Origin of the sequence: Sphingomonas sp. SRS2 (genome assembly GCF_000971055.1) — a bacterium.
In the GTDB taxonomy this organism is placed as follows: Bacteria; Pseudomonadota; Alphaproteobacteria; order Sphingomonadales; family Sphingomonadaceae; genus Rhizorhabdus.
Genome location: NZ_LARW01000149.1, coordinates 1 through 18,893 on the forward strand (window position 1 = coordinate 1; position 18,893 = coordinate 18,893).

Genomic DNA, 18,893 nt, shown 5'->3' on the forward strand with positions numbered 1-18,893 from the left:
CCACAACCAACATCCCGATCTCGCCAACTGACAATCCAGTCGGCCGTTTAAACCATCGAAATGAGGGGTCCCTTTTAGACGCCGATCACCCCGCTAAGGGGGTCCTTTTTGCACGCCGATCTACAGTATCGCTGGAGACGGTGATCGCCGCCATCGACAAGGCGGTTCCCTCTATCGAGATCGTTGATAGCCGTATCGCGGATTGGCAGATCACCTTCGCCGATACCGTCGCGGACAACGGCTCCTCGGCCTTTTTCGTGCTTGGAACCACCCCCCTCCCACATGCAGAACTCGATCTGTACAGCTGCGGCATGGTGACCGAAGTCAACGGGTCCGTCGCATCGGTGGGATCTGGCGCAGCGTGCCTCGGCCACCCTTATAATTCGGTGCATTGGATTGCCCGGATGCTGGCGAAGCTCGGCGAACCGCTGCGGGCCGGCGACATCCTGCTGTCGGGCGCTCTCGGCCCAATGGTCACACTCGCGCCCGGAGATCATGTGCGGATCCACATCGGTGGCATCGGCAGCTGCGCTTTCACTTATGGATCCGAACCATGACCGATAAGATCAAGGCGGCGATTAAGACTTCCTGATGATGAGCCATATGCTCGACGCCGACCAGCTTGCGCAGCAGGCGCTGGTGGAGGGACCGCCTGCGCGCTTATGACCGCTTGCTGAAGACCAATATATCCAACGATAAGGCTTTTAGAGATTAGAAAATCGCTTTAGGAGGCGGGTCTGGATTGACCCGGCAGGCTATGGGATGGATCTGAGGCAACTCCGCTATTTCGTCTCGGTCGCCGAATTGCGCAGCTTTACTGATGCGGCCAGCCGGCTGAACATCGTTCAGTCGGCACTCAGCCGACAAATCTCCAGATTACAGGACGATCTAGGTGTGGCGCTGTTCGCCCGAGAGGGTCGGGGTGTCCGTTTGACGAGAGCTGGAACGCGCTTGTTGGATGCTGCAACTCAACTCCTTCTCGATGCCGAGGCGCTCCGCTCGCTTGTTCGAGATGCCGCCGACGAGGTTGTCGGAACTGTCAACTTCGGGGCGCATCCATCAGACGGAAATATTCTCTTCCCGCTATTGTTCAAAAAAGCGCAAAAGCTCTATCCGGGCGTGCACATTGATCCGGTGCAGTCCATGACCGCGGAACTGCAGGAACTCCTGGTGAAAGGTCGCCTCGACCTGGCGATCATCACCTTTCCGGACCCAATAGCTGGTATAGATGTTCAGCCGCTTGCGCGTGAGAGATTTTACCTTTTGGCGCCAGCCAATATGCACCCGCTACCCTCTGAAACATGCACCATCCAGCAAGCGCTGGGCGTCCCGCTCATTTTGTCTCATCTTCCTCAGCGGGAGCGCAGCAACATCGAGGCATTGGCGAAGAAGAGTGGCATCACACTGAACGTGGGGGTGGAGGCGGACTCGCTTTCTCTGATGAAATCTCTTTCGATGCTGGGCTACGGTTCGCTGCTTCTACCAGAAACCGCGGTGCTGGAGGAAAAGGGCAACCCGGCATGGCATGCAACGGCCCTCAGCGACCTTACGCTTACACGCTATATCGCCCGTCGCGTCACACCCACTCCCAGCAACGCCGTCACCTGCGTCCACGAGATTCTCATGGAGGAAATTGAGAATCTTAAGAGTGTCGGCGTGATGTTTTGATGCGGCGTTCAGTTCATCGCGGTCCAGCAGGCTGGCGCTGTTTTATCTTTAGATGAGATGAGTCTCTTGCCGGTCAGGCGCTCGATAGTGGCAAGGTTGGCCGATAAATCCTGAAGCACGCCAACGCCGCGCTGATATGCAGCCGCTAGGGTGGCCCAGGAGAGATGCATGTTCCCTCAAAAAGAGGCAATCAGCTGGAATATCGATCAGATCGGATATGCCGATCTCGACGGAAAAGCTGGCTTTAAAATGGCGATTCATCGGGCCGGCGAACGCTGGTACCTCTATACCGCCTTGCTGTGGGAGCCGGGCTTCGTAATCCTGGATATCACGGACCCCTATTCGCACCGCTATGTCAAACATGTGCCGGGTCCGACGGATACAATGACGTACCAGATCCAAATCGCGGACGGCAAGATGATCACCGCGATGGAGGCGACCCCGCTGTATCTCGGTGGCCACGAGGGGCCATGGGAGAATGAGGGCTTTCTGATCTGGGACTTGGAGGATCCGGAAAATCCCCGGCAACTGGGCGTTTTCAAGACGGGCGGATCAGGAACGCATCGCAACTATTATGATGGTGGCCAATATGTCTACGCGACGGGCTTACCCGACGGCTATGATGGTCATATCCTGCAAATTGTCGATATCTCCGATCCCACAAACCCGACGGAAGTCTCGCGCTGGTGGCGCGAAGGGCAGTGGCTTGCCGGCGGAGAAGGGGGCGTTCCGGCGGGAACGCTTCTGCATGGCGGTGCCTATGTTGTAGGTGATCGCGCCTATTTGCCCTATAGTGCCGGCGGCTTCGTCATTCTTGATATATCTGACATTAACGCGCCGAAGATGGTCAGCGACCTGCCCTTCTCGCCGCCATTCCAGCATTTCATTGCCGTGCATACGGCTCTTCCGTTGCTGAATCGGCCCTTGGTGGTCGTCAATTCTGAGCCGGTCTTCGAGAATGGAACCGGATCGCTTGGCCATGCGGGCATAGTTGATGTGAGCGATGAGGAGAATCCACGCCTCATTTCGCTATTCCCTCTGCCGGAACCGCCCCCGGGGGTCCCTTACAAGAACTTCGTCGAGCGAGGTGCCAGGTTCGGGCCGCACAATCAGCACCAATGGCAAAATCAGGATGTTCTTCTGCATGATGAAAACACCTGTTTCCTGACGTACTTCAATGCGGGGCTGCGGGTATACGATATCTCTGATGAGCATCTGCCCAAGGAAATTGCCTATTTCCTCCCACCAGATCCCACGGACAGGCGAGGTGCCTGGCCGACTACCGGTTTAATCGCCCAAACCGAAGACGTGCTGGTAGATTCACGCGGATATATATTCATCAGCGACAAGAACCAGGGTCTGTACATACTTCGTCTTTCTGAAACGCGCACTCCGCGTCCGACCTGACGTCCTAGCGCCGTGCAAAGAAGCGGGTACCGGTCTTTTGAAAAAAGATGCAGCAGCAAAAGCTTGGATCATCGTGCGCTAATCCAAAATCACCCACGATGATCCAGCAAGGCTGCAATCTCGAGCAGGGGCGCTCGTGCTTTATCTGGTGAAGCTTTACACGGATCAGCAGGCATTAGGGTTCGGCGACGAGCGGATCGAGATCGCGGCCGGCGACGCCGCTCAAGCCCGGATTTGGAAGACCGAAGGGCGGCTGATGGGATTGTGAAGGCGTGCAGACTGCGGGGGTGCTGTTTTCGTTATCGATGCAGAGTCGCATGAAGCGCTGGCGTCCGACCTCCAAGCGCTGCCGCTATTTCCATATTTGCGCAACATTGAGGTGACGCCACTGTTGGCGCACCCTGCATTTCCTGAATGTTCCGAACCCGAGGCGAGGTGAAGTCATGGTGTTCCCGTGACGGACATTTGCCGCAAGGCCGGATTCAGTCGCGCGACCTACTTCAACTGCAGAAGAAGTGCGATCGCATTCTGCCGCCGGGCATGCGGCGGCTAAAGCAGCTGAGCCGCGCCGAAGGGGAGATGTTGCAGGACTTCATCCGCCCAGGCGCAGGCCAGCAAAGCTGAAGCTGTGAGGCCTGCTCGCAAACGCGAGTTGGTGCACGGAGTTCGCGATGACTGGGGCGCGTCGATCCGCCGGGCCTGCCGGTTCTGGAGACGGACACCTCAACATACCACTACAAGTCCCGCCGCGGCGAGCAGGCCGGCATCGAAACCCTCATTCGTGAGATTTGCGAGACTAGCGTTGAGGACGTCGTGCAGACCCTTGAGGCGATCTGCGCGGCAGTCGGATATCCCAAGACGATCCGGGTCGATCAGGGCTCCGAGTTCATCAGCCGGGACCTGGACTTCGGGCCTGAACCCACGGCGTGACGCTGGACTTCTCCCGACCCGGCGAGCGGCCGGACAATGCAGCCGTAGAGGCGTTCAACGGGGGCTTCGGGGCGGAGTGCCTGAACACCCCCTATTTCCGACACTTGCAGACGCCCGCAAAGTTGGAGGAATGGCGCAGATAATACAACGAAGATCGGCCGCACGTGCCATCGGCAACAAGCCGCCGATCACGCTGATCAATCCCAGTGACGCATGCAGCCCGTCACCGTGACCAAGGCGAGGAAACTCTAACCGGGGTGGTCTAGAGAATGTTGTCGGATCGATCTGTTGGCAGATTATACATCAGATCGAGGGAGCAAAGGGGGCAGGTAAGACACAACCGCCACCCGGCCTGAACAATCTCGATATCAGATGGATAACATCTAAGATCGCGTCTCGATGACATGGCGCGACGTCGGTAGAACTCAACTCGAAACAAAAGAAACGCCCCCCTAAAAACACAGGGGGTCGGGAAGCAACTCTTTTGGAGGGGAGGGAAATATGCAATCACGTTTTTATGCATCCGCTGCGGCGCTCGTAGTGCCGATCGTGCTTTCTGGAGCCGCCTCGGCCCAGACATCAGGCGCATCAACACCGCCTAGTATCGCACTGGCTCAGGATGCCGCTCCCAACCCGCCACAAGTCGGCGCCGGAACTGCGCAACTGGAAGATATCGTGGTCACGGCCCAGCGCCGTTCCGAGCGAATGCAGGACGTTCCGGTGGCTGTCACCTCATTATCTTCGGGCGCTCTTGCCCGGCAGGGGGTGACCAGCTCTATGGAGCTGTCGCAAGCGGCCCCCAGTCTCATCATGAACAGTAACGTCTCTGTCGCTAGTCCCTATATTCGCGGCATCGGCTCCGATTTCTTTGACCCGACCTCGGAATCCCCGGTCGCGATCTATGTGGACGACGTCTATATGGCGGCCCCGCAGGCCAACATCTTCTCGCTGGCGGGCACCAAGCAGATCGACGTGCTCAGCGGCCCGCAGGGAACCCTGTTCGGGCGTAACGCGACAGGCGGCGTTATCCAGATTCAGACGCTAGATCCGACGCAGAATCCGTATCTGGATGTATCCGGAACCTATGGAAATTACGACTATGTCAATGCGTCCTTCTATGGATCCGTTGGCGTTGCGGAGAATGTGGCTACTAGTGTGTCCGCTCAATATGAGAATCAGGGCAAAGGTTATGGACGCAATCTGTTTGATGGCTCCGAGATCAATAAGTATCAAATTAACAATATTTCGGTCCGAAACAAGTGGATGATAGAACTTCCGACGGGAACCGTCCTGCGGATTTCGGGTGATTATTCACGAAGCGAAAATACAGTAAGCTATCATAGGGTGCCGGGGTCTTTCTCCGATCTTCCGGGTGCCACTCCGCCGACGGGATATATCAGTCGCTACGATGCGAACATCAATTTCCCAGATACTATGCGTGTCAAATCCGGTGGCGTCTCTCTGAAGGTTGACCAGGATCTGGGCGCGGTGAGTCTGACGAGCATCACCGCGTACCGAAAATCGAGCGATTACTATACGCTCGATGAAGATCAATCGACCGAAGGTAACATCGCAAATGGCGCCTACGAACTTGCGTGGACTGCTAAATATCAGGGGTTATCTCAGGAGGTAAGGCTAAAGGGTCGCGATAACCCTGCATTCAACTGGATGGTTGGCGCTTTCTATTATAATGCTAAGGGGTCGTATCACGATTTCCTCTTCACCGGGGTCAACTTTATCGACTTCGATCAGCAAAAGACCAAATCAATTGCCGGCTTCGCACAGGCAACGGTGAAGCTTTTGGAAGACACCAAGTTGACCGGAGGCGTTCGCTACACGAAGGACACGGTGCAGTTTACATTCCCTGCCGCGGGCTTATTTCCCCCGAAGAGAACATTCAAAGAACCGACATTCCGGGTTGCGCTGGAGCATCATTTTTCTCGCGACATCCTGGCATATGTTTCGTTCAACACGGGCTTCAAGAGCGGCGGTTATGCGTTGCTCTCTGCGGATGGCTATGACCCCGAGAAGCTCAAAGCCTATGAAGTCGGCCTGAAGACCGAGTGGTTCGACCGTACGCTCAGGCTTAACATGAACGGCTTCCTATACCGTTACTCGGATCAGCAGGTGAATGTGAACCGAGGTTCTGGCAACGTGGTTGAGAATGCCGGCGACTCGCACATTAAAGGCTTTGAGGCGACAGTTGATTATGTTCCGACATCAAGATTGAAGTTGAGCGGTGCCGTGACGCTCATGGACGGCCATTATACGGATTATCCCGGCTATGAGTTCCGGGACGCGCAAGGCAACTCCATTGGCATAGTAAATGCTAAAGGGCTTCGTACGGCCCGTACGCCAAAGTTTGTTGGCAGCATTTCAGCACAATACACCTTGCCCACCGAGAGCGGCGACTTTGCCGCGAACATCGGCCTTCAACATAATAGTGGATATAAGTTCGTGGTGGATCCCCGTGTCCACCAGTCGAGCTACACGATTGTCAATGCCGGCCTGTCATGGTCGCCGTCAAATGGTCCGTTCACCCTCCGGGTGTGGGGCAAGAACCTGACGGACGCAGACTATTACTCCATAGCCAATCCGAATCTGTACCCGGTCGGAGACGCATCGGTTTCAGCGCCGCCGCGGACCTACGGCGTCACGGCATCCTTCAAATATTGATTGGAAATCAGGCGTAGTCCGAAGCTCTTGATGTCAGCCTCCTTCAGGAATGGAGGCTGACATCGACGGGTAAGCAGCTAAAATGAGAGGATAGCACATGGGCGATCGACTAAAGGGAAAGGTGGCGCTCATCACAGGCACCGGGGACGGCATCGCGCGGTCAACGGCGCTGCGGTTCGCTGCCGAGGGTGCCAGGATTGTCGGCTGCGATCTCAATGCTGATAAGGCGGCCGAGACACTGCGGCTGGTCGAACAAATGGGAGGAGAGATGATCTCCGTCCATCCGGTTGACCTGTCCGATGAAGCGACGATTTCCTGTCTCATGGACAGCATTGAGGAGCGCTTCGGCGGCCTCGACATCCTCGTCCATTACGCAATGGTATCACGCTATGGCTCGCCGGATACGGTGACCAAGGCCGAAATGAACTATTCGCTCGATAATGTGGTGACGATGAGCTTTCTCGTCGCGCAGCAGGCGGCGGCTCTGATGCGAAAGCGCGGTGGAGGTTCGATCGTTTTGACGGGCTCGGTCTCTGGCGCCACCTTCGGCTCCGGCTTCATCGGCAATCTGGGGCACATCTTCCCTTACGCCGTGGCCAAAGGAGCTGTCATTCGAATGGGCATCGCGCTGGCCAATCACTTTGGACGCGATCGGATCAGAGTGAATGTCGTTTCACCGGGAACGGTTTTTACGCCAGCGGTCGGTGCGCTTTACGGCGATGAAGGGACGGAAGAGCGGCGATTGTTGATCGATCGGCAGACGCTACTGGGCCGCATTTCCTATCCTGACGACATCACCAACGCCGCCCTCTTCCTGGCATCCGACGAGGCGTCCAACATCACCGGCGTAAATCTTTATGTCGACGGCGGCTATGTCGCGTCGGGCAGCGCAGGATCCGCTTTGTTCGATGTTGAGGAGCTGCTTGATCGGACCGTCGAACGAGCTCTTGGCAGCGGATAACGGGCCCACATGGCCGGCGGGTGTCGACCTGTTCATCGGCTAATTGTCCGACGCCGATCGTGCCAAGTGGCTGGAGAGCCGATCTTGGTCGCTTCTCGAAATTGTTGTGAAAGAGAATGCTATGTCATTGCTTCAACGGCTGTCGGTCTGCCAGCTTTCACTGCCGGACACCACATTCGAACAGGACCTCGATCTCATAAAGGCTTCGGGAGCAACGGGAGTCGCCATATCAGAGTTCAAACTCCGCGACGGCGAAGAAGGGCGGCAGATTGCGGCGCTGAAAGAGAGTGGGCTGACGGCCACCATTTGCATCCCCGCCAACACCTCGCCGCTTCCCCTGCGGCCTGACAACATCTTTCCCGGGCCTGCTGACCCGGATCTGCGTCTTGAAGCCATGCTCGAAAGCATCCGGCGTATTGCCAAGTTTGAACCGGACTGCATCTTGGTGGTGACGGGATCAAGTTCGGGTTATGATGTTGCAGACGCGCGCAAGATCGCTGTCGAGGCGTTGCGGGAGGCAACGGCGCTGGCAGTCAGCCTGGGTACGCGACTGGCGCTCGAGACAAATCGAAACGAAGGCTTGGATTTCTCATTCCTCCGATCGATGCCCGAAACGATCGATTTCCTGGATGAAGTTGGTGGTTCGGGAATAGGCCTTCTGTACGACTTCTACCATCTCTGGGATGAGGACAATATCGTTGCGGACACGGAGCGGTTCGCATCCCGCATCTTCGGCGTTCAGTACAATGACTGGCGCGAGCCGCCGCGTTGCTTCGCGGACCGCCTGCTCCCGGGCGACGGGATCATGGACATACCCGCATTGCTGGGAGCCCTCGAGCGAGGCGGTTACACGGGCTGGTATGACTTCGAGATTTTCTCCGATGATGGCCGCTGGGGAACGGAACTCCCGGATTCATTGTGGAAAATTCCATACGATAAGCTGATCGAGCGAGCCCATGCCGGCCTGCTAAAAGCATGGGATCTTCGTACATAATTTCCCCGACATCGTGATCGCAGCCGGTCTCCGGCGAAGGCCTTTTCGATCAGGTCGAACAAATCCGTGCGAGGGAGTGCATGATGACGAAAACAGTGATCGTAACCGGGGCTGCCGGGGGCATGGGCCTTGAGGCCTTACGTATCCTCGCGCAACGAGACATCAATGTCGTTTGCGTTGATCTCGACCAAGCGAGCGTGTCGCAAGCCATTAACGCGATAGGACCCACCAAGGGACGGTTTCTCGCGATCGGTGCCGATGTCAGCGATGACGCCGCCGTCCGAAATTATGTCGCTCGCGCTGTTGAAGAGTTCGGCGCGCTCCACGGCGTTTACAACATCGCCGGAATCGAGGGCAATGTCGTACCTGTCACCGAAGCCACGGTAGAGGACTTCGACCGTGTCGTGGCCGTGAACGCGCGAAGTGTGTTTCTCAACATGAAATACGCGACACCGCATCTGGTGGCTGCGGGAGGCGGATCGATCGTCAGCACGGGCTCTTATCTTGCCACGAGAGGTTATCCGCTCTGCGGATGCTATGGGGCATCCAAGCACGCCGTCGTGGGCATCACGAAATCCTTCGCACTAGAAGTGGCGGCGCAGAATGTTCGCGCCAATGTCGTGGCTCCTGGCGCCACGGACACAAGGATGATGCGCGCGACGTTCGAATCAATGTCGAGCGACGCAGCCGCCGCGGAAGCGGCTCTGGTGGCGGCTATACCCCAGCACCGGATGGCGGATGCTGAAGAAGTCGTCGCTACCGGCATCTGGCTGCTGCTCGACGCTCCGAGCCACATCACGGGACAGGTGCTGCGCGTGGACGGCGGCCTTTCCGCCGCCTGATAGGGCATTTGGCCGATGGCGTTTAGGTCTGACGGGTGGGAGAGTTACATGACGAAAATAGGCATGGAAGCACTTGTGTGCGACGTTGATTACGTGGCGGAGAGAGCGCGCTCTTTCCAGGATGACGAGCCGGGCTGGTCGTTTGATCATATCATCCATGAGCAAGCGTCGGTCGGAGCCGCCATCGCGATGGGGCACGACTGATGGCAAAAGTGGTAATATCCTGCGCCATTACCGGTTCGGCGCACACGCCGACGATGTCCGATGCCTTGCCGATAACGCCGGAGGAGATTGCCTCGCAGGCGATTGAGGCCGCAGAAGCCGGCGCCGCCATCCTTCACCTGCACGCGCGCGTGCCAGAGGATGGCCGTCCGACTGGCGATCCCGACATATACCAGCGCTTTCTGCCCACCATCAAGCAGGCCACCGATGCGGTTGTGAACATCACCACCGGCGGGGCGGCGACGATGAGCGTGCAAGAGCGCCTTGCCGCCGCCGCCAAGTTCCAGCCGGAAATGTGCTCGCTCAACATGGGGTCGCTGAATTTCGCCTTTTTCCCCGCGGCAAAGCGGATCAGCGAATGGAAATTCCCCTGGGAAAAAGATTACGTCGTCAATTCAGATGATTACATCTTCCGCAACACCTTCCGCGACATCGCCTATATCCTGGAGACGATGAGCGACGCCGGAACCCGGTTCGAGCATGAATGCTATGATGTCGGGCATCTTTACAACCTTGCCCATTTTCTCGATCGGGGTCTGATCAAGCCAGGATTTTTCCTGCAGATGATTTTCGGCATCTTGGGCGGCATCGGGCCCGATCTCGAGAATCTCATGTTCATGAAGCAGACTGCGGATCGGCTCTTCGGTCGCGACAGCTTTCAATGGTCGGTGTTGGCGGCGGGCCGGCACCAGATGCCTTTCCTGACTCAGGCCGCGCTGATGGGCGGCCACGTCCGCGTGGGCCTGGAAGACAGCCTGTTCATTGAGCGCGGCAAGCTCGCGGTCTCCAACGCCGAGCAGGTATGCAAGATCGTGCGTATCCTGCGCGAAATGGGACATGAGCCGGCCAGCCCCGCCGAAGCGCGGGAGATTTTGGCGCTGAAGGGCGGCGACCGCGTCGCCTACTGAGTGGCTGATAGAGCCGCGAACAAGGTGGCAAAACCCCTTTCGTGATCCGCACTTCCCTTTGGACCCTAGGAAGACCGCATGACGCTTATACGAACGGGCAAGGGGGGTAATCCCCTTCATGGGTGGCAGTTCGATCCGGCAGAGGCCAGCTTTGTCGGTCACGATCTTCAGCGCCCGGAATGCATTCTTGCCGAACGCGATGGCACGTTGTGGGCGGCGGACGCCCGAGGCGGGGTAATGAGGATCATGCCCGGCCAGGGCCAGGATCTGATCCTGCAGTCGGTCGACCGGCATTTTGATTTGCAGGCCGACGCCGCTGCAAGCTTGCTCGGCGGCACTTTGCCCAACGGCCTCGCCTTTGCGCCCAATGGCGACATATTGATCGCCAATTTCGGCACTGATCGGCTTGAACGCATGACCCGCGACGGCAAGACGCGGGTGCTTTGCGACAGCATCGACGGCCAACCGATGGGCAAGGTCAATTTCGTCCTGTGCGACAGCCGCGGCCGCATCTGGCTGACCGTTTCCACCCGAACCAACCCCTGGAACGATGCGCTCCGGCCCGATCTCGCGGACGGCTACATCGCGCTGATGGATGAGCGCGGCCTCAGGATCGTCGCCGACGGCTTCGCCTTTACGAACGAGATCCGGTTCGACGAGCATGAGGAATGGCTTTATGTGGCGGAAACCGCGCGCCGCCGCGTAACCCGTCTGCGGGTCGGCGCGGATGGGTCGTTGTCTGAACGGGAAACCTATGGTCCCGACAACCTTGGGTCCGGCTTTATCGATGGCATCGCTTTCGATGCTTACGGAAATCTCTGGGCAACCATGATCTTCGCCGATCGGTTGATCGCTATCACGCCGCAGGGAGATGTGCTCACGCTGCTGGAAGACGGCAACCCCGAGGGTCTCGCAAAGATGGAGGCCGCGGTAGCCAGCGGCCAGGCGCCGCCCTTCGATGTGCTGATGAAAACCGGCGGCAACCTATGTCCGTGGCTGGCATCGGTGACGTTCGGCGGCCCCAACTTGGACCAGGTTTATCTCGGGGGCCTGCGCGCGACCACAATTCCTGTCTTCGACAGCCCGGTCGCCGGCCTGCCCATGGCTCATTGTAACGCATGATGATTGGACAAGCGCAGTTGTCGCCAGAATGGCTCTCGGGCAAAAGGATTGTGGTCACCGGGGCGGCGAGCGGTATCGGCCTGGGCGCGGCGCAGCTGTTCCAAAGGCTGGGCGCGGAACTTGTCGTCGCCGACCGCGATCTTGCTGCGCTGATCGAGGCATGGCCTGATTTGGCGCCAGCCCGTTGCCAGCACGTCGATGTGGTGGACGAGATAGCCTGCGAGGCGCTGATGGCCGGCGCCAACACGCTGCTTGGCGGTATCGACGGTGTGTTTAACAGCGCCGGCGTCAGTGACGTTGTCGCGCCGGCGCTGGAAGTCGCCATAGCCGACTGGCAGCGAGTAACCGATATCAACCTGCGCGGTACTTTCCTTGTTTGCCGAGCGGCCGGCAGGATCATGCTGGCGCAGGGCTACGGATCGATCGTCACCATATCCTCGGTCAATGGAGTGACCGGCATACCCAGGCGTCATGCCTATGGCCCCGCCAAGGCCGCGATCGCGCAATTAACGCGAACGCTGGCTTGCGAATGGGCAAGTGCGGGCGTGCGCGTCAATTCGCTCGCCCCTACCTATATCCGCACGCCCATGATCGAGCGGCTGAAAGCGGAGGGCAAGGTCGATGTCAGCCGGCTTGAACGGCGAACGCCGATGGGGCGGCTCGGCGAGGTAGAGGAGGTGGGCGCGGCAGCTGCCTTTCTGCTGTCGGACTGGAGCCGTTTTCTGACGGGCGTGCTGCTGCCGGTCGATGGCGGGTGGCTGGCTTATGGCGGGCCTGGCGATGTCGAGACCGCCTAGGTCCTCCCCTTTTGGGCAGGATCGGGCAGATCACGTCCGTCAATGTTGTGTGATTTCGAGCGTGGGACGGGGCCGCATCGATAAGGCGGTCTTGGGCGTAAGTACCTGTGTCAATGAATGAGGCAAATCCCGCCAAGAATCGCGGGTTCGGATCCCTCCCGCACATTCCTGCTCGATAGCTGATTAAATCCAGTAACTTGCGACTCCGGCTCTTGGCGACCTTCGTGTCTCTCCAGCCTTCAAGGTTTGCCGCCGCATAATTCTTGACCGATTGAGTGATCATTCGTCGCTGAGCAGATGAGTGCGCTTGCCCATTCGTGGAGGTCGGTCACGGCCTGAACGATATGTCGGCCAAACTTCCTGAACTTTGGGCCGCCGTCGGCGACTCGAAAATTCTCCGATGTGCGGGGTGACAGCGGGAGGTGGCGAGCCTCGATGCTGGAGAGGAAAGGGGAGGGCTCCTCCCGCGGGTGTTGGCGTGATCATCTTGGCTAGGATGGTCTTGGAATGGACCCGCCGACACTGCCTGCTCCGGGGCAAGCAGAGGCCATTTGGGGCATTCGGAGCGAACGCCCGATTTCCTCGACGAAGGCGCTCTCGGAGGCGCTCATCAATGCTGCTTATGATAGAGGCCGACCTGCTGCGATGGCCGACGCGCTGTTTCGACACGGTGCGGCACCGTTCGAAAGCCCGTTCGAAAGCCGACTTTCAGACTTTGGACAGCTAAGTCTTTGAAAAATGGCGCGTGACGCGGTCAGGAGCTCTTCGGTCTCGGCCTCTTTCCCCTGTTTTCGTGAATTTCCGAGAGCCGTCCCGACACTCCTGCGAGGAAAAAGCGGCTGCGTTCCGCGATCCCATGCGGCGTAACCGCGGGCGCGTAATTTTAAAACAGAGGAATTATGATCCTAGTAACAGCGGAAAATATCCGAATTAATTTTGTCGAAAATACAATCATTTGCGCTGAACAGTACGGATAGCAGCGGTCCATAGTTATCCACAGATTTTAAATCAAGGCGATTTATTCCGAGTTGCCGTTACCCTTCCAAGAGCATATGCGCGCCAACCCCAAATCGGGTACGAATCAGGGGTTGCGCACTTCGAAAACGAGCGAGCTTTCGCCCGCTCTATTGAAAGTGAGCGCATAATGACGAACGAAGATCATAAAATCGAATATGTTGGCGTTGGCCGTTTGAAAGCCTCGGCGAATAATGCCCGCAATCATCCCAAGCGGCAGATCGCACAGATTGCTAAATCCATCCGAGCATATGGCTTCACGTTGCCGTTGCTTATCGATGAGAGCGATACCATTCTCGCTGGCCACGGCCGTTTGCTCGCCGCGAAGAGCATTGGCCTCAAATCGGTGCCCTGTGTTCGGATCACCTCTTTGTCCGAAGCGCAAAAACGCGCCTATCTCATTGCGGACAACAAATTGGCGATGGGATCGACATGGGATTACGAAATCCTCGCAAGCGAACTGCAGTTCACGATCGACGCCGGGCTTGACCTCGAATTGACAGGGTTCGAGCAGGTCGAGGCCGATATCGTTATCGATGGTGCCAAAGAACGTTCGGTAAATGGGCCGGATGTCGATAATGCCGATGACATTCCTGAAATGGCCGGTGAAGCGATAAGTCGTCTCGGCGATCGTTGGCTGCTCGGCCGGCATGTCCTGTTGTGCGGCGACGCCAAGGATTCGGCGACTATGGACGCCCTGATGGACGGTGAGCGAGCGCATATGGCGTTCACCGATCCGCCCTACAATGTGAAGATCGACGGTAATGTCGGTGGGCTAGGCAAAATACGGCATCGCGAGTTTGCCGAAGCGAGTGGGGAAATGTCGTCTCAGCAGTTTCAGCAATTCCTGGTCGCTGCATTTGAGAATATCGAGCGGGTCTGTGCCAACGGCGCGATTGTGTTCACGTGCATGGATTGGCGCCATCTGGGCGAGTGCCTTGCGGCGGGTCTGGCGGTGTTCACCGAGTACAAGAATGTCTGCATCTGGGTGAAGACGAACGGCGGTATGGGAACCTTCTATCGCTCGCAGCATGAGGAGGTGTTGGTCTGGAAGGTGGGCGATGCACCTCACACCAACAATTTCGAGCTGGGTGACAAAGGGCGGCACCGTACGAACGTCTGGACCTATGCCGGCATCAACAGTTTCAAAGCGGATCGGATGGAAGAACTGATTCTCCATCCGACCGTGAAGCCCGTGCCGCTTGTGGCCGACGCGATCAAGGATGTCAGCAAGCGCGGCCAGATCGTGCTCGACCCATTTGGTGGATCGGGCACCACGCTTATCGCTGCTGAAAAGACGGGGCGCGTGGCCCGGGTGATGGAGATAGATCCTCTATATTGTGACGTTATCGTCAGGCGATGGGAGCGGTTCACGGGCAAGACCGCCATTCTCGCCGAAACGTCGCAGAGCTTCGAAGACGTCGTCCTGGAACGCCAAGCGATCAACGCGGGAGCCGACGCATGAGCGATCCAGAGAAGCCGTATAGGGTCGGCTATGGCAAGCCGCCGGTTGGCAAGCCGTTTCAGAAGGGGAAGTCGGGGAATCCGAGGGGCCGCCCGCGCAAGCGCGAGATTGCGGCCACCGACCGCGAACTGCGCCGCATGACGCTACAGGTCGGCTTGATGGAAGTCTCGGTGTCCACGCCGCAGGGCAAGGTCAAGATGCCTGCTTATAAGGCGGTGCGCATGGCGTTGTTCGGAAAGGCCATGGGTGGGCAGATCTCGTCTATTCGGACCTTCCTCGCCGATTTCGAGAGAGCCGTTCGCGAACATAGCGAACTGCACGAGAGGTATTTTCAGTTGCTGGAGATGGGGGAGTATCAGGCGACTATCGACGATGTGACTCCAGAGTTCGCTGCCCTGATCAACAAGCAGCGCAAGCTGACTCGCCAGGGTATCGATTAGCATGGGGTGGGGCTGGGGAGCGGCGGCCCCCCTTCAAATAGCGGGCAGCACGATGCTGCCCAGGAAGGAGATCCCATGGCCAAGACAATCACAAACCCCGAGTTGCTCGCGTACCGGGCGAATGCCGAAGCAGATCCGGCCCGCGGTCGAGTGTGGGTAGGCCTCGACGTCGGACTGAAGTCAACTTCAGTCTGCGTGATCGATGGAGAAAGTAGAGTTATCCACCAATGCTCGATGAAATCGGAGCCGGTAGAGATCGGGCGTTATCTGCGGAAGAACTTTACTTCGAATATTGCCCATATCGGATTGGAGTCAGGAGGTACGTCGGGCTATCTGGCAACACATCTTCGCCGGCAGGGATTCCAGGTCGCGGTGCTCGATGCGCTGCAGGTTCACCGTGTCCTGTCGATCAAGCGCAACAAGACCGATACGAACGATGCTCGTGGCATCGCCGAGATCACGCGCACCGGTCGCGAATATCTGACCGAGGTCTATGTGAAGAGCGCGGCGTGCTTCGAAATCCGTGCGCAGCTGATCATGCGCCAGCGGCTGGTCCAGCAGCGGATTGCCAATGAGGCGATGGTGCGTGGGCTGTTGCGTGTTTACGGCGGCCGTGTCGAGGCAGGCGCCAAGGTGCCCGCCACCTTCCGTGAGCGGGTGATCGAGCAACTCCTGCAGATCCAGGATAATGACGACATCAATCTGCGCCCGCGCATCCTGCCGCTCCTCGATCTTTGCGCCCGTCTTCACGAAGATGCCGAGCGGATGGAGGCCGAACTCGAGATGCTGGCCCGACAGAACCCGGTATGCCGCCGCTTTATGGAAATCCCCGGCGTCGGGGCGATCACGGCCTTGTCGTTCTTTACCGCGATCGAGCAGCCCGAGCGCTTCCGTCGCGCTGATGATGTCGCCGCCTATCTCGGTCTCACGCCACGCATCTATCAGTCGGGTGAAAGCCTCTTCCGAGGTTCGATCAGCAAAATGGGCAACCGGCTGACCCGCACCCACCTGGTCAACGCTGCCACCGTGATGATGGCGGCCACCAAAACATTCAGTTCGCTCAAGGACTGGGGCGTGCGGCTGTCGAAGAAGATCGGCTTCCACAAGGCGCGCATCGCCGTCGCACGCAAGCTCGCCATCATCATGTTCGGCCTGTGGCGTGACGGCACCCACTTCCAGTTCAAGGCCGACACCGTCGTTGCGCATCGGGAGATGACGCAGGCAGCGCGGGCCTGACCAGTTCCAGCGTGAGAACGGCTGGAAAGATCCTCCCGGGAGGCGGAGGGATCGGGGACTTCGGTTATAACATTAGGGCAGTAATGACCCTGAGCTACGGTTGATGGAGCCCCACCCTTCGATACGAGTGCCCATATTGAGGCGTGCGAGCCACATGGATCTCGATCCATCGCACGACCCCGAAGAGACTGTTGCACTCCGGGAAGATCACCCCAGCCCTTGCTCGAAAGGCAAAGACATGATGTGATTATGGCGACGGTATTGCCGCGCACCCCCGACGGGGGACCTCAGCTAGAGAATGTTAGTAACCTGTGGTAGCCCGCAGGCGCATGCGCCTTTACCGGCGAACCGGCTGGACATGCGCGCATGCCATCCGGCCGATGATCTCGACCGAGTTGGCTACCAAGGAGGTTACTAAGCCCCGCTCCCGAGTGTCGCGGGAGCGAGGCCAGATTGCTCGCTTCCGGACGGGAAGCAAGTCGAATGTAGCGCTACTCCACGAACAGTAGCGCCGGCGTCTCCAGCAAGCGGTTGAGCGCCTGGACGAAGCTGGCGGCATCCCAGCCGTCGACGACGCGGTGATCGCAGCTGATCGACAGGTTCATCAGCTTGGCGGCTACGACCTGGCCATCGCGGAAGACGGGACGCTCGACCACCTTGTTCGGGCCGATGATCGCGACCTCGGGCCGGTTGATCACCGGCGTCGTCGCGATCCCGCCGAGCGGGCCGAGCGAGGTGATCGTCAGGGTCGACCCCGACAGTTCCGCCAACGTCACCTTGCCGGTGCGCGCGGCATCGGCGAGACGGACGATCTCGGTCGCGAGCTGCCAGACATTGCGGCCTTCCGCGTTGCGGATCACCGGCACCATCAGCCCGCCATCGGTCTGCGTCGCCATGCCGAGATGGACGGCGCCCGAACGCGTCACGACATTGGCCTCGTCGTCATAGCGGGCGTTGATCATGGGGAACTGCGGCAGCATCTTGCAAATCGCGGTGATCAGCAGCGGCAGCATGGTGATCTTGGGCTTGGCACCGCGCGTCGCATTCAGATCGGCGCGCAGCTCCTCCAGCTTGGTGACGTCGATCTCCTCGACATAGGTGAAGTGCGGGATCGCCCGCTTCGACGCCGCCATATTCTCGACGATGCGGCGGCGAAGGCCGATCACCTTCACCTGCTCGTCGACGCGCGCGCCGCCCGCGGGGCGATAGCCGCCACCCGCATTGTAGCTGAGGAAAGCGTCGAGATCGCTATGCCGCACGCGGCCGTCCTCGGCGGTCTTCACATCGGCGAGGTCGATGCCGAGATCCTTCGCACGCTGGCGCACCGCGGGGGATGCGAGGACGCGCTTGTGATCTGCGCGGGCCACGACGGGCTCGGGCTTCGGTTCATCTTTGGGTTCGGGCTTGGCCTCGACCGGCGCGGGCACCGGATCGGGCTTCACGACCTGCGCCGCTTCATTGGGCGCGACCTCCAATGCTGGCGTCGGCTCTGGCGCCCGCTCGGCGTCGCCCTCGGTCTCGAACACGGCCAGGATCGATCCGATCGCGATCATCTCTCCCGGCTCGCCCGCGATCTGCAATATCTTGCCGGCGACCGGCGCGGTCATCTCGACCGTCGCCTTGTCGGTCATTACATCGGCGAGCGCCGCGTCCTCCTCGACGACGTCGCCCACCTTTACGTGCCACGCCACGATCTCGGCTTCCGCGATGCCCTCTCCGCCGCCCATTCGGTCGCGGCCCACACGGCCAGGAAGTCATTGCCATCGACGCGTAGCCCAGGCATTCCATAGGCAATCGCCTTGGCGGCGAAGGTCGTCTCGTTGCCGCCGGCAATGCCCGAGAAGGACGATATCGCCCACTGGTTGTTGGTCACGCACAGGATAACCGGCGCATGATAGACCGAGGCGAAGGTGAGCGCTTCGTGGAAATCGCCCTCGGCAGTCGTTCCCTCGCCGATATAGGCGAGAGCGATCTTGTCATCCTCTGAATAGGCCGATGCCATCGCCCAGCCCACTGCATGGCCGAACCGGCTGCCGACATTGCCCGACAGCGAGTAGAACCCATAGTCCCGCGCCGAATAGAGGCTAGGGTCGGGACTCATAACCACCATGTGACGGCTGCGGCGAGGTAGATAGCGCCAAGGAAATTGGTGGCGAGTTTGTCGTAGCGGGTGGCGATACGGCGATAGTCCTTGAGGCGGCAGAACATGCG

Annotated in this window: 18 protein-coding genes and 2 pseudogenes; 17 read left to right on the plus strand and 3 right to left on the minus strand. The window is 58.9% G+C overall.

The window, feature by feature from the left end; all coding sequences use genetic code 11:
* From WP12_RS21830 to WP12_RS21900, 17 genes and pseudogenes are all read left to right on the plus strand, one after another.
* Window positions 1-557, plus strand: a 557-nt coding sequence (locus tag WP12_RS21830) for a 2-keto-4-pentenoate hydratase (RefSeq protein ID WP_200894573.1), incomplete at its 5' end; no start/stop codon positions are given.
* A gap of 205 nt (window positions 558-762) precedes the next feature.
* Window positions 763-1,668, plus strand: a complete 906-nt coding sequence (locus WP12_RS23690) for a LysR family transcriptional regulator (RefSeq protein ID WP_052730560.1) — start codon at window positions 763-765, stop codon at window positions 1,666-1,668.
* A gap of 168 nt (window positions 1,669-1,836) precedes the next feature.
* A complete protein-coding gene (locus WP12_RS21840; protein ID WP_046195765.1) occupies window positions 1,837-3,075 on the plus strand; it encodes an LVIVD repeat-containing protein in 1,239 nt (412 codons plus the stop codon).
* A 136-nt stretch (window positions 3,076-3,211) separates the two neighbouring features.
* Window positions 3,212-3,343 (plus strand): hypothetical protein, encoded by a 132-nt coding sequence (locus tag WP12_RS26270; RefSeq protein ID WP_268794747.1) that lies wholly within the window; start codon window positions 3,212-3,214, stop codon window positions 3,341-3,343.
* Window positions 3,344-3,376: 33 nt separating this feature from the next.
* Window positions 3,377-3,514: a muconolactone Delta-isomerase family protein gene (locus tag WP12_RS26520; RefSeq protein ID WP_443027897.1), complete on the plus strand. Its 138-nt coding sequence runs from the start codon at window positions 3,377-3,379 to the stop codon at window positions 3,512-3,514.
* Window positions 3,515-3,520: 6 nt separating this feature from the next.
* Window positions 3,521-4,237, plus strand: a pseudogene (locus tag WP12_RS24455) (integrase core domain-containing protein); the annotation flags it as partial.
* A gap of 269 nt (window positions 4,238-4,506) precedes the next feature.
* Complete coding sequence (locus WP12_RS21850; protein ID WP_084691285.1) at window positions 4,507-6,681, plus strand: TonB-dependent receptor; 2,175 nt, start codon at window positions 4,507-4,509, stop codon at window positions 6,679-6,681.
* A gap of 97 nt (window positions 6,682-6,778) precedes the next feature.
* Entirely contained in the window at window positions 6,779-7,642 is an 864-nt protein-coding gene (locus WP12_RS21855; RefSeq protein ID WP_052730561.1) for an SDR family NAD(P)-dependent oxidoreductase, read from the plus strand.
* 43 nt (window positions 7,643-7,685) lie between these two features.
* Window positions 7,686-8,636: a sugar phosphate isomerase/epimerase family protein gene (locus WP12_RS21860; RefSeq protein WP_152664116.1), complete on the plus strand. Its 951-nt coding sequence runs from the start codon at window positions 7,686-7,688 to the stop codon at window positions 8,634-8,636.
* Between the two features lie 83 nt (window positions 8,637-8,719).
* Complete coding sequence (locus WP12_RS21865) at window positions 8,720-9,478, plus strand: SDR family NAD(P)-dependent oxidoreductase (RefSeq protein ID WP_160299266.1); 759 nt, start codon at window positions 8,720-8,722, stop codon at window positions 9,476-9,478.
* 48 nt (window positions 9,479-9,526) lie between these two features.
* A complete protein-coding gene (locus tag WP12_RS25420; protein ID WP_160299267.1) occupies window positions 9,527-9,682 on the plus strand; it encodes a hypothetical protein in 156 nt (51 codons plus the stop codon).
* Window positions 9,682-10,608, plus strand: coding sequence for a 3-keto-5-aminohexanoate cleavage protein (locus tag WP12_RS21875; RefSeq protein WP_046195770.1), 927 nt, complete (start codon window positions 9,682-9,684; stop codon window positions 10,606-10,608). Before WP12_RS25420 ends, WP12_RS21875 begins: the two co-directional genes overlap by 1 nt.
* A 78-nt stretch (window positions 10,609-10,686) precedes the next feature.
* On the plus strand, window positions 10,687-11,730 hold the full coding sequence (locus tag WP12_RS21880) for an SMP-30/gluconolactonase/LRE family protein (RefSeq protein ID WP_046195771.1): 1,044 nt from the start codon (window positions 10,687-10,689) through the stop codon (window positions 11,728-11,730).
* Window positions 11,727-12,527: an SDR family NAD(P)-dependent oxidoreductase gene (locus tag WP12_RS21885; protein ID WP_235399256.1), complete on the plus strand. Its 801-nt coding sequence runs from the start codon at window positions 11,727-11,729 to the stop codon at window positions 12,525-12,527. The genes WP12_RS21880 and WP12_RS21885 overlap by 4 nt, the downstream gene beginning before the upstream one ends.
* 1,144 nt (window positions 12,528-13,671) lie before the next feature.
* Entirely contained in the window at window positions 13,672-15,006 is a 1,335-nt protein-coding gene (locus WP12_RS21890) for a site-specific DNA-methyltransferase (RefSeq protein ID WP_046195772.1), read from the plus strand.
* Window positions 15,003-15,446: a DUF5681 domain-containing protein gene (locus WP12_RS23695; protein WP_052730563.1), complete on the plus strand. Its 444-nt coding sequence runs from the start codon at window positions 15,003-15,005 to the stop codon at window positions 15,444-15,446. Before WP12_RS21890 ends, WP12_RS23695 begins: the two co-directional genes overlap by 4 nt.
* 75 nt (window positions 15,447-15,521) lie before the next feature.
* Window positions 15,522-16,682 carry an IS110 family transposase gene (locus WP12_RS21900; RefSeq protein ID WP_052730564.1) on the plus strand — a complete coding sequence of 387 codons (1,161 nt, stop codon included), beginning with the start codon at window positions 15,522-15,524 and terminating at the stop codon, window positions 16,680-16,682.
* Between the two features lie 491 nt (window positions 16,683-17,173).
* On the opposite strand, the gene WP12_RS21905 is transcribed toward WP12_RS21900, so the two are convergent.
* The 3 genes and pseudogenes from WP12_RS21905 to WP12_RS21915 form a co-directional block, all read right to left on the minus strand.
* Window positions 17,174-18,409, minus strand: a complete 1,236-nt coding sequence (locus tag WP12_RS21905) for a dihydrolipoamide acetyltransferase family protein (RefSeq protein ID WP_046195773.1) — start codon at window positions 18,407-18,409, stop codon at window positions 17,174-17,176.
* Window positions 18,391-18,771: pseudogene (locus WP12_RS21910) on the minus strand (thiamine pyrophosphate-dependent enzyme); the annotation flags it as partial. The pseudogene WP12_RS21910 and the gene WP12_RS21905, both read right to left, overlap by 19 nt.
* Before the next feature lie 8 nt (window positions 18,772-18,779).
* The coding region (locus WP12_RS21915) for a transposase (RefSeq protein WP_152663832.1) at window positions 18,780-18,893 on the minus strand (114 nt) is incomplete at its 5' end.